The sequence below is a fragment of the Streptomyces huiliensis genome, assembly GCF_020037025.1.
Taxonomy (GTDB): domain Bacteria; phylum Actinomycetota; class Actinomycetes; order Streptomycetales; family Streptomycetaceae; genus Streptomyces; species Streptomyces huiliensis.
Genome location: NZ_JAIQLH010000041.1, coordinates 69,448 through 82,537, shown reverse-complemented (window position 1 = coordinate 82,537; position 13,090 = coordinate 69,448). Strand labels below are relative to the sequence as shown.

Annotated in this window: 12 protein-coding genes; 8 read left to right on the top strand and 4 right to left on the bottom strand. The window is 73.3% G+C overall.

The window, feature by feature from the left end; translation table 11 throughout:
- Nucleotides 1-2,063, top strand: a 2,063-nt coding sequence (locus JNW98_RS09600; RefSeq protein ID WP_223767702.1) for a tetratricopeptide repeat protein, incomplete at its 5' end; no start/stop codon positions are given.
- 13 nt (nucleotides 2,064-2,076) lie between these two features.
- Nucleotides 2,077-2,577 (top strand): GNAT family N-acetyltransferase, encoded by a 501-nt coding sequence (locus JNW98_RS09595; RefSeq protein ID WP_223767701.1) that lies wholly within the window; start codon nucleotides 2,077-2,079, stop codon nucleotides 2,575-2,577.
- 344 nt (nucleotides 2,578-2,921) lie between these two features.
- Here JNW98_RS09595 and JNW98_RS09590 read toward each other — a convergent pair whose 3' ends face one another.
- Nucleotides 2,922-3,842, bottom strand: a complete 921-nt coding sequence (locus JNW98_RS09590; RefSeq protein ID WP_223767700.1) for an NADP-dependent oxidoreductase — start codon at nucleotides 3,840-3,842, stop codon at nucleotides 2,922-2,924.
- A gap of 83 nt (nucleotides 3,843-3,925) precedes the next feature.
- Between JNW98_RS09590 and JNW98_RS09585 the strand changes: the two genes are divergently transcribed.
- On the top strand, nucleotides 3,926-4,495 hold the full coding sequence (locus tag JNW98_RS09585; RefSeq protein WP_223767699.1) for a TetR/AcrR family transcriptional regulator: 570 nt from the start codon (nucleotides 3,926-3,928) through the stop codon (nucleotides 4,493-4,495).
- A gap of 139 nt (nucleotides 4,496-4,634) precedes the next feature.
- Here JNW98_RS09585 and JNW98_RS09580 read toward each other — a convergent pair whose 3' ends face one another.
- Complete coding sequence (locus JNW98_RS09580) at nucleotides 4,635-5,441, bottom strand: SDR family oxidoreductase (RefSeq protein WP_223767698.1); 807 nt, start codon at nucleotides 5,439-5,441, stop codon at nucleotides 4,635-4,637.
- Nucleotides 5,442-5,504: 63 nt separating this feature from the next.
- Here JNW98_RS09580 and JNW98_RS09575 point away from each other — a divergent pair, with 63 nt between their 5' ends.
- A complete protein-coding gene (locus tag JNW98_RS09575) occupies nucleotides 5,505-6,290 on the top strand; it encodes a helix-turn-helix domain-containing protein (protein ID WP_223767697.1) in 786 nt (261 codons plus the stop codon).
- Nucleotides 6,291-6,327: 37 nt separating this feature from the next.
- Here JNW98_RS09575 and JNW98_RS09570 read toward each other — a convergent pair whose 3' ends face one another.
- Complete coding sequence (locus tag JNW98_RS09570) at nucleotides 6,328-6,723, bottom strand: YchJ family protein (RefSeq protein WP_223767696.1); 396 nt, start codon at nucleotides 6,721-6,723, stop codon at nucleotides 6,328-6,330.
- A gap of 408 nt (nucleotides 6,724-7,131) precedes the next feature.
- Here JNW98_RS09570 and JNW98_RS09565 point away from each other — a divergent pair, with 408 nt between their 5' ends.
- From JNW98_RS09565 to JNW98_RS09550, 4 genes are all read left to right on the top strand, one after another.
- On the top strand, nucleotides 7,132-7,668 hold the full coding sequence (locus JNW98_RS09565; RefSeq protein WP_223767695.1) for a hypothetical protein: 537 nt from the start codon (nucleotides 7,132-7,134) through the stop codon (nucleotides 7,666-7,668).
- A gap of 37 nt (nucleotides 7,669-7,705) precedes the next feature.
- Complete coding sequence (locus tag JNW98_RS09560) at nucleotides 7,706-8,365, top strand: pentapeptide repeat-containing protein (protein ID WP_223767694.1); 660 nt, start codon at nucleotides 7,706-7,708, stop codon at nucleotides 8,363-8,365.
- Nucleotides 8,366-8,447: 82 nt separating this feature from the next.
- Nucleotides 8,448-9,551 carry a TolB family protein gene (locus JNW98_RS09555; RefSeq protein WP_223767693.1) on the top strand — a complete coding sequence of 368 codons (1,104 nt, stop codon included), beginning with the start codon at nucleotides 8,448-8,450 and terminating at the stop codon, nucleotides 9,549-9,551.
- A 322-nt stretch (nucleotides 9,552-9,873) separates the two neighbouring features.
- Nucleotides 9,874-10,767 (top strand): helix-turn-helix domain-containing protein, encoded by an 894-nt coding sequence (locus JNW98_RS09550; RefSeq protein ID WP_223767692.1) that lies wholly within the window; start codon nucleotides 9,874-9,876, stop codon nucleotides 10,765-10,767.
- Here the strand turns inward: JNW98_RS09550 and JNW98_RS09545 are convergent.
- Nucleotides 10,741-12,882, bottom strand: a complete 2,142-nt coding sequence (locus JNW98_RS09545) for a type 1 glutamine amidotransferase family protein (protein WP_223767691.1) — start codon at nucleotides 12,880-12,882, stop codon at nucleotides 10,741-10,743. The genes JNW98_RS09550 and JNW98_RS09545 overlap by 27 nt on opposite strands.
- Nucleotides 12,883-13,090: the final 208 nt, after the last annotated feature.

Below are 13,090 nucleotides of genomic sequence, written 5' to 3'. Positions count from 1 at the left end.
TCGCGGAGGACGCGGCCGGGGGCTACCCCTGGCTGCGCGCCCTCCCGTTCGTCACCGACCGCGGCGGCACCTGCCGCTACCACGAAGTGATCCGTGCGCCCATGCTCCGCCACCAGCGCACGAACTTTCCGGCCCGTTGGCGCGACCAGCACACCCGCCTCGCGGACCTGCACCGCGGTCGGCGAGAGGCAGCCGAGGGCGGGCGCTCACCGGGCGATGGGCCGGACGACCTCTGGCAGGACCTCTGGAAAGACGGCGACTGGCGCGAACACCGCCTCCACGAGACGTACCACCTCCTCTGCGCCCACCCGCGTCAGGCGCTGCCCGCCCTGCTCCTCGACCTGGTCCGAGCCTGCGGACAGGGCACCGAAACCCTGCGCCGCTGGAGCGACATGCTCGTCCAGGCGGCCACGGACACCGACTCCGAAGTGCTTACCGCTTGCGCCCGCCGTCTGGCCGCCTGCGACTCCGACCCGGTCCGCTCCTTGTCCGCCGTGCTCTCCACACCCGGCCTCGACCGGGAGGGCCAGATCCTCGCGCACGCCTTCCGCGGCAGGGAGCATCGCAAGGCGAACCGGCACGAGGATGCCCTGGCCGACTACGGGGCCGTCCTCACACTGGACCCCGGCCTGGCACGCGGCTATGCGGGACGGGGTGTGACGTACCGGCTCATGGGGCGTTACGAGGATGCCCTGGCCGATCTGGACCGGGCCGCCGAGCTCGTTTTCGAGGACCCCGCCCTCCTCATGGAACGTGCAGACGTCCTGCGGGCCCTGGGCCGTCTCCAGGAGGCGCTGGCCGATGACAACCGCGCCCTCCTGCTCGAGCCAGCGTCGCCGAGGGCTCTCGGAAGCCGGGGTGAGACCCTACGTTCCCTGGGGCGCTTCACCGAGGCGCTCGCCGACTTCGACCGGGCCCTGGAAGCCGACGGCGACCACGTGTGGATCCTCGCCGGCCGTGGGCAGACGTACCGGCTCATGGGACGTTACGACGACGCCCTGTCCGACCTGGACCGGGTCATCTCGGCGGCGCCCGACCACTCTTGGCCCGTGGTCGGCCGCGCGCAGGTCCACATCGGCCAGGGACGTTACGACGCCGCGCTCGCCGACTGCGACCGGGCCGTGGAGCTGGATCCCGAGAGCGCCTGGCCCGTCTCGGTCCGCGGCGAGACCTACCGGTATCTCGGGCGGTACGAGGAAGCCTCCGCCGACTTCATCCGGGCGACGGAACTGGACGCCGACTACACGTGGGCGTTCGTCGGAAGTGCCGAGACCTCGCGCCTCCTCGGCCGGTACGACCTGGCTCTGACCGCCTACGCCCGCGCCCTCGCGCTCGGGGCCGACCTTGGCTGGTGCGTCGCCGGCCGCGCCCGCACGTACCAGGCCATGGGCCGGTACGAGGACGCCCTGGACGAACTCGACCGCGTCGGCGAACCCGACCCCGACGACTTCTGGGTGTCCGCCCTCCGAGTTCAGACCTACGAAGCCATGGGCAGGCACGAGGAAGCCTTGGCCGAATGCGACCGCGCTCTCGCGCCGGGACCCGGCCATGCCTGGATCCATCACGCCCGGGCACGGGCCCACCGGGCCCTCGGCGCGTACCCGGACGCGCTCACCGCCCTGGACCGCGGCATCGCCCTGGAACCGGACGACGGCTGGTACCACGTCGAGTACGCGATGGTCCTCCGCCTGATGGGGGCGGAAGGGGCGGCCGAGCGGCTGCGCCGCGCCGAGGAGATGCTCGCGGCCGAGGCCGCCGGCGCCGACGCGCGCGCGGTGCGCGCCCGGGGGAACCGGATCGTGGCGCTGAGCGGACTGGGGCGGTGGGAGGAGGCCGCTCCCCTGATGCGGGCCTACTTGGCGGAGAACCCTGCGCGCCCCTTCGTCGAAGAGACCCTGCGGAACCTCGACGAGTGCCGGGCGGTGTTCCCCGTCCCCGGAAACGGACCGGACGCCGTACGGGGACTCCTTCGGTACACCCTCCAGACCGACAGCAGGCGGGGTTGGCCCGAAACGGGTTGCCTGCCGTCGCAAAATCCGATGCGGGCCCAGGCTGACGGGTGATACCCCTCAGGCCATGGACGATCTTGTGACCGACCGGCTCATCCTCCACCCGCTCACCGTCGACGAGGCCCGGAACATCGCGGCCGACCGGCCGGAGCGGCTTCCGCACTGGGTGCCCGGGTATCCGGAAGAGGATGACGCCAGGGCCGCCCTCCGCCTGCTGAAGGCGGCGGAGAACGGCGAGTTCGACCGGCACCCCGGCGCCTACGAGATACGCCGCCGCGACGACGGGCGGGTGGTCGGCGGGCTGGACTTCCACGGGCCGGCCGACGCGGACGGGGCCGTGACCGTCGGGTACGGGCTGCTGCCCGACGAGCGCGGCAAGGGGTACGCCTCGGAAGCGCTGCGCGCGGCGCTGGCGTCGGCGCGGGCTCGGGGTGTCCGCCGGGTGAAGGGCGACGCCGACCACGACAACGTCCCCTCCCACCGCGTCATGACGGCGGCCGGGATGCGGGTGGTGGGGGAGGACGAGCGGGTGAAGTACTACGAGACGGCCTGGGAGGAGCCGGCCTAGACGTCATCTCATTTGGTGAGCCTGGGATCGAGGACGAGGCGATGGAGCCTCGCCCACACCCTGGCCGTCGACCACTCGGCGAAACGCCGGTGGGCCGTCGCTCCGGACGGCCCGAACGCCGCCGCCGGCACCACCCGCTGGAACGACGCCCACAACTCGTCCGGCACCAGCCGCCCGACAATCCCTACCCCGACAGGGCTTATCGGACATTCCAATTGAGATGACGTCTGAAGTGAGAGCGGTGACGGACCCTTGGTGAGTGCGACGGCGAGCGCGGCCCGTACGGAGGCGGTGAGGTCCGCGGCCGAAGCGAGCGCGGCACCGCTCGACCGCTGAACGCCGGTTCACAGGGCGATCACGATTTTGCCGTGAACGTGCCTCTCGGCCTGTGCCGTCACGGCTTCGCGTATCCGCTCGACCGGGAAGGTCGCCGCGACCGGCACCGTGATCTCGCCGGAACGGATCGCGTCGGCGATCCGTTCCAGGGCACCCGGTCCCGCGTCGAGGGCGCCCGCCTTGTGCACCCCGGGCGGCGGGGCGGGGCCGTCGGCCACGACGGAGATCCGCTCGGGTGCCACGCCGAGTGCGAGTGCGGTCTCGGCCGTCTCCCGTGCGAACAGGTCGGTCGCGGCGGTGATCCCCTCCGGTGCCAGGGACCGCACCCGGTCCGCCAGGCCGGGGCCGTAGGCCACGGGTTCGGCGCCGAGCCCGCGCAGGAATCCGAACGTGCCCTCGGAGGCGGTGCCGAGCACCCGGGCGCCCGCGAGCTTCGCCAGCTGCACGGCGAAGATGCCCACGCCGCCCGCCGCCCCACCGATCAGGACGGTGTCCCCGGCGCGGAGCCCGATCGCGGCGAGCGCGGCGGAGGCCGTCAGACCGGACACCGGAAGCACGCCCGCCACCTCGTCGCCGACGCCCTCCGGGGTGTGCCACAGCGTTGCCGCGGGGGTCTTGACCAGCACGAAATCGGCGACGGCCCGGCCGATCGCAGCCCCGTACACGCGGTCGCCGGTCGCGAACCCCGTGGCGCCGGCACCCACTTCGTCCACCACTCCGGCGAAGTCGCCGCCGAAGCCGGCCGGGAGGGTGATACCGAACCGCGCCGCCATGTCGGGCTGGGTGGTGATCTGCCAATCCACCGGGTTCAGCCCGGCGGTCGTGACCCGGACGCGCACCTCGTCCGGGGCGGCGTGCGGCTCGGGTATCTCCTGCAGTTCGAGTACTTCGGGACCGCCGAATCGCCGGTAGCGGACAGCTCTGCTCATCGGTGACCTCTCCTGGGCAGTGATGGGACTTGGTCTTATCGACCGTACACCAGCGATGGGACCAAGTCCCGTACACTGTTCTCATGGCTCGCTGGCAACCCGACGCACCCGGACGACTCGCCGCCGCCGCCCTCGACCTCTTCGAGGAGCGCGGCTACGAGAACACGACCGTGATCGAGATCGCGGAGCGCGCGGGGCTCACCAAGAGCACGTTCTTCCGGTACTTCCCGGACAAGCGCGAGGTGCTCTTCGGCAGGGGCGCGGTGACCGGTCTGCTCGTCGAAGGGATCGCCTCGGCTCCGCTGGCGGCCGGGCCGCTCGACGCGGTGGCGGACGCCCTCGACGCGCTCGGCCGGACGTTCTTCACCGCCGACCGCCGGGAGTTCAGCCGCCGGCGCCAGGCCGTACTCGACGCCCATGCGGAACTGCGGGAACGCGAAGCCCTGAAAAGGATCGACCTCACCGCCTCGATGACCGACGCCCTCGCCCGCCGCGGAGTCCCGAGCCTGACCGCGCGCGTGGCCACGCAACTGGGCATGCTCGCCTGGGAGATCGCCTTCGACCAGTGGACCGACACCGGCGACACCGAGGACTTCGGCCCGCTGGCGCGGCGAGCGCTCGCCGACGTACGCGCGGCCGGAGCCGGGTGCTGAGGCGCGTATCGCGTCGCCCGCGACTCGTCCGCCGGCGCTCCGGCCGCCCGGCGGACCCCGGCGGCGTGGGCCGGGCAAGCACCACGACGACGGGGCCTACGGCAACTCCCGCCTGCGGCGACCGGGTGCTCCGCGCCGGTCACGCACGGGACGCGAGGTGCCGCCAGGCGTTCCACGTGTCGAGCCGCTCCCGATAGGCCGCCTCGACGACCGGATAGGGGTAGGTGCCGAGGAAGAGCCGCAGGGGTGGTGCGTCGGCGTCGACGAGTTCGAGGACGACGGCGGCGGTGCCCCGCGCGTCCCGTGGCCTGCGGGCGGTCGCACCGGCCCGGCGCGCGGCGCGGACGGGTTCGTAGGCGGGGAGCGGCTCGGTGTGCGCTGCGGAGGCCCCGGACCAGTCGGTGCCGTAGGGGCCGGGTTCGACCAGAGTCACGTGGATCCCGAAGGGGGCGACCTCCTGGGCCAGGGCCTCGCTCATCCCCTCCAGGGCCCACTTGGAGGCGTTGTACAGCCCCAGCGTGGGGAAGGCGGCGAGGCCACCGAGGCTGGAGACCTGCAGGATGTGACCGCTGCCCTGGGCCCGCAGGTACGGCAGGGCCGCCTGCGTCACCCACAACGGGCCGAACAGGTTGGTGTCGAGCTGGGCGCGAGCCTGTTCCTCGGTGGTTTCCTCGACCATGCCGAACAGGCCGTAACCCGCGTTGTTGACGACCACGTCCAGGCGGCCGAAGGTCTCGGCGGCCCGCCGCACCGCGGCGGTCACGGCGGTGCGGTCGGTCACGTCGAGTCTCAGGGGGAGGACAGCGTCCCCGTGGGAGTCCAGGAGAGGCCGCAGCGCCTCGGGATCACGTGCGGTGGCGGCGACGCGGTCGCCGCGATCGAGAGCGGCTTCGGCCCAGATACGGCCGAAGCCGCGGGACGCGCCGGTGACGAACCAGATCTTCATGACATCGAGCCTGCGCCGTTCGCATCCCGGCAGCCAGCACCCCCGCGGGGTTACCCTCGCGGCATGGTGGACGACAACCTCCTGGGAGAGTTCCTCAAGGCCCGGCGCGGACGGGTCGCCCCGGCCGACGTGGCGGTGCCCGCGGGCGGACGTCGCCGGGTGGCGGGACTACGCCGGGAGGAACTGGCCCGGCTCGCCGGGATCAGCGAGCCGTACCTGGTCCGCCTCGAACAGGGCGTCGACCGGCATCCCTCGCCCCAGGTGCTGAACTCCCTCGCGCGGGCGCTGAAGCTGGACGCCGACGCCACCGCCCACCTGCACGCCCTCGCCGGCCCCGCCCCCGTGCCGCCGTCACGGACCGAGGTCTCCGCGGACGTGCACCGGCTGCTCGACGCCTGGACGGACCGCCCCGCCTACGTGCGAAACCGGTACTTCGACGTCCTGGCGGCGAACAAGCGGGCCCGCGCGCTCGCCCCGATGTACGAGCCCGGGAGCAACCTGGTGCGAGCGGTGTTCCTCGACCCGGCGTCCCGGCGGCTCTTCCCCGACTGGGCGGAGGTGGCGGCGCAGACCGCGGCGGCCCTGCGCGCCGAAGCCGGTCCACGCGACCCCAGGACCGTCCGCCTGGTCGCCGAGCTGGAGACGGACGCGGAGTTCCGTCGTCTGTGGACGCGCCACGAGACGCGGCCCGCCCGGGACGAACTCAAGCGCTTCACGCACCCGGTGGTCGGCGGCCTCGCTCTGCGACGGCAGGCGCTCACCGTCGGCGGCGCCGAACAACAGGTCATCATCGTGTATCAGGCGACGGCCGGGAGTCCGTCCGAGACGGCCCTGGCGCGTCTTCTGTGACGCGCCGGACGCCACCGGCCGCTTCCCTCACACGTACTCAGGCGGCGTCCACGTACACCCAGGCACCGTTCTCCCGCACGAAGCGGCTCAGTTCGTGCTGCGCGTCCTTGTGACCCCGCACCTCGCAGTGGGCGCGGAACTCCACCGTTCCCTCCTGGTGGAAGGCCGTGCCGGCCGACGTGCCCAGGATCTCCAGTCCCGTCCAGTGGACCGTGGGGTCCAGGTCCAGGGACGGCGGTCGCGTATCCGAGTGCCACGTGCGGAGGAGGTACGCGGCGTCGCCTACGGCGAAGGCGCTGTAGCGGGAGCGCATGAGGCGCTCGGCCGTGGGAGCTTGTTTGCGGCCTTCGTGGAAGGCGCCGCAGCAGTCGCCGTAGGGGGCGGGGAGGCCGCAGGGGCAGGGGGTGGGGGGGGTGATCGCGTTTCGTGGCACGTGATGATTGTGCCCCGGCCCCGCCCCTTCGCCGTTTCCTGGGGGCCAGCCCCCAGACCCCCGAAGCGCCCTTCGGGCGCTGTCCTCAAACGCCGGACGGGCTGAAGTGCCCGCTCAGGCACCATCCAGCCCGTCCGGCGTTTGAGGACGAGCGGCGAAGCCGCGATCAGCGGGGTCTGGGGCGCAGCCCCAGGAATCGGCGAAGGGGCGGGACCGGGGCACCCTATCGGCCGCAACCCCCGCAGCGCCGCGCCAAGCCGGCCGCGCCAGGCGAAACCGCAGGCCAAAGCAGCCCCGAGCGGCAGCCGAAACAGCCGGCCGCACCCCCGCCAGCGGTTGCGAGCCCCCACGCCGCGGCACACCGTGGGCCTCGTCCCCTGAGGGACGTTCCTGGAGGGAGTTGCCCGCATGCGCATCAGCAGAACGACCACCACCGTCCTAGCGGCCTGCTGCTCGCTGGCCCTGGCCGCGGCCGGACCGGCGCTCGCGGCGGATCCGGAGCCGGAGCGGCCGGCGGCGGTGACGTCGGCGCCCGCGCCGGGCACCGCCGACCGGCTGACCACGGTCGGGAGCCTGGGCGACACCCTCTCGCTGGGCGCCCGGATCGCCAAGGACGCCCAGACGGCCAAGCCGGACATGACGAAGCTCCGCGAGATGCAGCGTCAGCTCACGGAGCAGGCCGCCGCGCTGCGGGCCTCGGTCAAGGCGCACACCCAGCAGGCCCAGCAGCCGGCGAAGCAGAGCCGCCCGGGCACCGTCCCCAGGCGGGACGTCGCCGATGACATCACGGCCACGTTGGACAAGCTCGTCCAGGACGTCGCCAAGCTCCTGGAGGACCTGCTCACGGCCAACCTCACCGCCGTCCCCGGGGACGCGCAAGCGGTCCTCGACGACCTCACGAAGCTGGTCAACCTCGTGACCTCCCTGCTGGGCGGCACATCCTGACAGCAGGGCCGCGGGCCCGTCGCGTAGGGTGCGGGCCATGCGCATCCCCGCCCCCCGGGAACTGGCCGAACTGCCCTACGCCCACCGCCTCGCACCCTTCACCGGCGCGATGGAACGGGCGGAAAGCCACGAGGGCGTCCACTTCGACGGCTGCGTCTTCGAGGACGCGGAGGGCGGCCGCTCCCTCTTCAGTGAGGCGGCGTTCTCCTCGGCGGTCTTCGAGCGTGGCAGCTTCCGGCGCTCCCGGTTCGACGACGTGTGGCTGCACGCCACCCGCATGGTCGGCACCGGCCTCGCGGACACCACCTGGCTGGACGTCGAGTTCACCGCCGGCGTCCTCGCCGGCACCGAGATCCACGGCGCCGAGCTGCGCCGCGTCGTCTTCCGCCAGTGCAAGCTCGACTCGGTCAACCTGCGCGCGGCCACCCTGCGCGAGGTCGCGTTCGTCGACTGCCTGCTGCGGGACGTGGACTTCGGCGGCGCGACGCTGACGGACGTCCACTTCCCCGGCTCCACCCTGGAGCGCGCCCGGTTCGACCGGGCCACCCTGGCCAAGGTCGACCTGCGCGAGGCCACCGCCCTGGGCATCGCCGCCGGGCTGGGCGACCTCGGCGGCGCGACGATCAGCACACCGCAGCTCTTCGACCTGGCCCCCGCCCTCGCCCAGCACGTCGGCCTCGCCGTGAAGGACGACTGACCCGGGCGCGAGAGAACGTGGTGTACCGGGGCAATCCGCCGTCCGCCGGACCCGGAGCGCCCCCTGCGCTAGCGTCAGCCCGGTGCGCAGACGTCCGTTCGCCGCCCTGCTCGCCGCCGCCATCCTGCTGACCGCCTGCGAGGCGGGCTCCGACTCCGAGGACTCCGACGGGTCCGGCGGGTCCAACGGCTCCGACGACCGTGAGAACCCCCGTTCCCCACGGTCCGCCGGCCCGCACCCCGAGACCCGCCGCGACGGCGCCGAACTCCTCCACCGCCCCGGCGGCCGGGCCAGCGCCCAGAACCCCGCCTTCTCGCCGGACGGCGCGTCCCTCCTCTTCACGGTCTTCCACGACGGCTACAACGCCGGCCCCGCCGCCCTGCGCACCCTCCCCCTCGGCGGCCCCCGCCGGCAGGCCCCCCGGACCCTGCTCGACGAGAGCGACCGCGCCGCCGTCAACCTGCCCGGGACCAGCTGGAACCCCGCCGCCGGCGTCACCTTCGCCTCCGACCGCGCCGGCCGCGACGAGGTCTGGGTGCTGCGCCCCGGCGGCCGGCCCGAGCGGGTGACGGAACACGACGGCGACACCGGGTACCTGGAACCCAGCTTCTCCCCGGACGGGCGGTGGATCGTCTTCCAGGAGAGCACCGAACGCGAGGACGGCTCCGGCGGCGACGGCTCGCTCTGGAAGGTCCGGCGCGACGGCACCGGACGCACCAGACTCGTCGACGGACCCGCCACCCGGACCGACAACCGGCAGCCCAACTGGTCACCCGCCGGCGACCGGCTGGTCTTCCAGCGCCGCCGGCAGGGCGGCGAGGACTGGCGCCTGTACGTCATGGACGCGGACGGCGGCGGGCTCCGCGAGCTCCCCGTCCAGGGGGACGGGGAGCACACCGACCCCAGCTGGTCACCCGACGGGAAGTGGGTCGTGTTCTCCTCCACCTCCGGCGGACTGGAGCTGCCGCAGATCTTCGCCGTCCCGGTGACCGGCGGCCCCCCGGTCCGCGTCACCCGCCACGACGGCTCGTACGACGGCGCCCCCAGCTGGTCGCCGGACGGGAAGTGGATCGCGTTCGAGTCCCATCCGGGCGGGGACGACCGCCCGTCCGCCCTGTGGCGCGTCCCCGCGCCGCGCGGTACCGCGGTGGGCCGCGCCCGGCCGGGCGCCGTGCCCCGATCCTGAACGCCGAGGGCATAGCGGGCATTTCGCTCCTCCCAGAGGATATGGACCGTCCGGTGCCGGGCCGCGGGGCCGTTCCCGGCGTACCCCGGCGACCGCGCGAGGCCGCACGCGGTGCCGCCGGTACGCCGGGCCCGCGGCCCGGCACCGGACGGTCGGGAACCACAGGACGTACGGGAAAGCGGAACCAGCATCCCCCGGTCGGTGCCCCGCGAGGGAGGGCAGGACTCGCCCTGGCAGCGGGCTTGGCAGGGCACCCGGAGCCGCCGGAAAGTGGCCGGTTGGCGACTGCCCCGCGGCACCGGCGGCTGCGGAGAATGCGGGAGTGGACGCCAAGATCGCCCTTCGTGACTTCCTCGTCTCCCGCCGCACCCGGCTGAACCCCGGCGACGTCGGGCTGCCCGCGCACGGCCCGCGCCGCGTGCCCGGCCTGCGCCGCGAGGAGGTGGCCGCGCTGGCCGCGGTGAGCGTCGACCACTACATCCGGCTGGAACGCGGCAACGCGTCGCTGGTGTCCGACGCCGTGCTGTACGCCGTCGCCGACGCGCTGCGGCTCAGCCCCGGCGAGCGGCGCTACCTGCGCGACCTGGCCCGTCCCGACCGGCACGACCCGCTGCCCGGGGGCGTGCCGCCCGCGGCCGGCCCGCAACCCGCGGCCGCCGGGCCCCGGGTACGGGCGAGCGTCCGCCGGCTGCTCGACACCCTGGACGGCAGCCCCGCCTACCTCGTCGGGCGCGACGGCGCCATCCTCGCCTGGAACCGGCTGGCGACCCGGGTGTTCGTCGACTTCGCCGGGATCCCGGCGGAACGCCGGACGATCGGCTGGATCGTCTTCACCGATCCGCGGGCCCGGACGCTCTACCTCGACTGGGAGGCCAAGGCCCACGAGACGGTGGCCTATCTGCGCTCGGTGACCGGCCGGTGGCCCCACGACCGGGAGCTCGCCCGGCACGTCGCCGAACTCCGGACGGCCAGCGCCGATTTCGACCGGATCTGGTCGGAACTGCCGGTCCTCGACATCACCCACGCCACCTGTCGGCTCAGCTGCGCGGCGGCCGGGACGACGCTGGAGCTGAGCTGGGAGACCTTCCAGCTCACCGACAACCCCGAGGAGATCATGGTGGCCTACACCGCGGCGGAGGGGTCGCCCTCCGCCGCGGCGCTGCGGGCGCTGGCCCGGCCGGAGGGCCCGTCAGGCCAGGGTGACGGTCAGCAGTGAGTACTGCGCCACCGTGAGCTCGACGGTGGCCGTCGCCCCGGACGTCGTCCAGGTCACGGGCCGCGGCGCCGGCGAGGCCGCGTCCGGGGAGCTCACCGCGGCGGCCGTCACCCGCTTGCCCTCCGGCACGGCGACGGTCACCGAGCAGGCGGCCGGCTTGACGGCGAACGCGGCCGGCTTGTCGCCGAAGCAGGTGAAGTTGACCAGCTGGACGACGAGGTCGTCGCCGAGCCGGCTCAGCTCCAGGTGGACGCGCCGGTCGCCCGCGAACGTGACGGCCGGCGGGGCCGCCGCGAGGACCGGTGCCAGGAGCGCGTCGGCGCCGGCCTGCCCGGTGGCCGACAGGAACGTCCGGCCGAGCAGGTCCTTGACGTAGTGGCAGTTCCCGGCACCGAAACGGTTCTCCTTGGTGGCCGGGAGCGGATCCCGCTTGCGGAACCCGAGCACGTCGGCGAGGGCGAACTCGTCCCGCGCCGCGCCCAGTTCCGTGAGCGCGGTGGGCGCCGGGCCGCTGATCACCGCGGTGCCGCCGGCCGCCACCCAGGTGCGCAGCACCTCCGCCTCGGCGTCCGAGACGGCCTGGAGGTTGGGCAGCATCAGCACCTTGAACCGGGCCAGGTCCGCCGCCGTCACCCCCACGCTCGGCACGGTGTCGAACGGCACGTGCCCGTACACCAGCGCCTTCACCGTGCCCCGGAACTCCCCGAGCCACGGCATCGTGGTGCAGCTGTCCTCCGGGGTGCCCTCGCTCCACCACTCCTTGACCCCGGACGGCTTCTTGGCGTTGACGTACATGCCGGTGCCGGCCGAGGGGCTGACGTAGTCGCGGGAGGCGGTCGAGTGGTAGACGCCGACCTCGGCGGCCGGGACCGCGTCGTACAGCCGCTGCTGGTGCGCCGCCACGAACCCGTACATCCGGGTCCGCATCTTCGCGTCGGTCGTCTCGTTCTTGAACGGGCTCTTGACCTCGTACGGGTTGCAGCCGGCCGCCAGCAGCTCGGCCATCACCAGCGAGGCGTCGTCGGCCTTCCAGCCGTACGAGAACGCCCAGGCCGGCTTGGCGCCGCTCGCCGCGCGGGCGTACTTGTACATGGAGATCAGACACGTCCAGTCGGACGCGGTGGCGTGCCGCATGCCGTCGTAGTTGCCGAGGATGTCCACCTCCCAGGCGTGGCTGACGCCCTCAGCCTGCCGCAGGTACGCGCCGTCCAGACCGATGGAGGTGGCGTACTGGTAGTCCATGCTCACCGTCTCGACGAAGGTGACCAGGTCCTTGTTGGCCGACTTGCCCGCGGCGGCGATGTCGAGCTGCCACTGGAGCAGGTTGCGGTGGCGCCACTCGACGAACCTGCGGAACGTGGTGTCCCCGAAGTCCGCCTTCTTCGGGAGCGGGAGGCCAGTATCGGCCTTGAACGCCGCCGCGGCCCACGGCGAGGCGTCGCACCAGCTGGCCTTGCCGTCGAAGTAGATGGGCACGTCCGGCCAGATCGCGTCCAGGCCCGAGCCGGCCAGGGCCTTGACCCGCGCCAGGTAGTAGTCGCGCCACGGGGAGTTGGGGCTGAGCCAGCAGCTCTCGTCGCCCGGGTCCACCCAGACGACGAGGCTGCCGTAGAAGACGTTCGGCTGGCCGTCGAGGGAGAGCTGTACCCACTCCTTGCCGTGGTCGTTCTTGTAGAAGGAACGTCCCTTCTCGCCGCCGACGCTGATCAGCTCCAGCGACGGGTAGTACATGACCACCCGGATCCCCGCGGCGTGCGCCAGCTCGGTGAACCGGCCGACCTGCTTGACGTGGAAGTCGAACTCCTCCTGGGTCAGCCAGTTCGAGAGGATGGTGTCCAGCTCGATCACGCTGACGTTCTGCGCCTTCAGGGCGTTGATCACCGGCTTCATGTCGCGGACCGGGTCGGCGTCCTCGTCGAAGGTGCCGTCCGCCACCCGGGCGTACCGGGCCCACTCCGGGAACACCCCCTGCCGTACGGCCGGCGCGGCCCAGGGCGCGGAGCCGACCCGCCCCGCGGGCGCCGCCGCCGACGCCGTCCCCGGCAGCGCGTGCGCCGCCGCCCAGGCCGCGCCCCCGGCGCCCAGCCCCGCCCGTAGCAGTCCTCTACGGCTCATGCCCCGCATGCGATGCACGTTCCCCCCTGGTGTCTCAGTGGTGTCTCAGGAATGGTCGTTCATGGTCGGTCGTGGTCGGTCGTGGTCGGTCGTGGTCGGTCGTGGTCGGTCGTGGTCGGTCGTGGTCGGTCGTGGTCGGTCGTGGTCGGTCGTGGTCGGTCGTGGTCGGTCGTGATCGGCTCGGTCGGCCCGACGGTGTGAACGGCCG

What these genes read in the sequence shown, in the direction of transcription:
- JNW98_RS09595 (WP_223767701.1), top strand. Translation starts at nt 2,077, where the DNA reads ATGGACGATCTTGTGACCGACCGGCTCATCCTCCACCCGCTCACCGTC.
- JNW98_RS09590 (WP_223767700.1), bottom strand. Translation starts at nt 3,842, where the DNA reads ATGAGCAGAGCTGTCCGCTACCGGCGATTCGGCGGTCCCGAAGTACTC.
- JNW98_RS09585 (WP_223767699.1), top strand. Translation starts at nt 3,926, where the DNA reads ATGGCTCGCTGGCAACCCGACGCACCCGGACGACTCGCCGCCGCCGCC.
- JNW98_RS09580 (WP_223767698.1), bottom strand. Translation starts at nt 5,441, where the DNA reads ATGAAGATCTGGTTCGTCACCGGCGCGTCCCGCGGCTTCGGCCGTATC.
- JNW98_RS09575 (WP_223767697.1), top strand. Translation starts at nt 5,505, where the DNA reads ATGGTGGACGACAACCTCCTGGGAGAGTTCCTCAAGGCCCGGCGCGGA.
- JNW98_RS09565 (WP_223767695.1), top strand. Translation starts at nt 7,132, where the DNA reads ATGCGCATCAGCAGAACGACCACCACCGTCCTAGCGGCCTGCTGCTCG.
- JNW98_RS09560 (WP_223767694.1), top strand. Translation starts at nt 7,706, where the DNA reads ATGCGCATCCCCGCCCCCCGGGAACTGGCCGAACTGCCCTACGCCCAC.
- JNW98_RS09545 (WP_223767691.1), bottom strand. Translation starts at nt 12,882, where the DNA reads ATGAGCCGTAGAGGACTGCTACGGGCGGGGCTGGGCGCCGGGGGCGCG.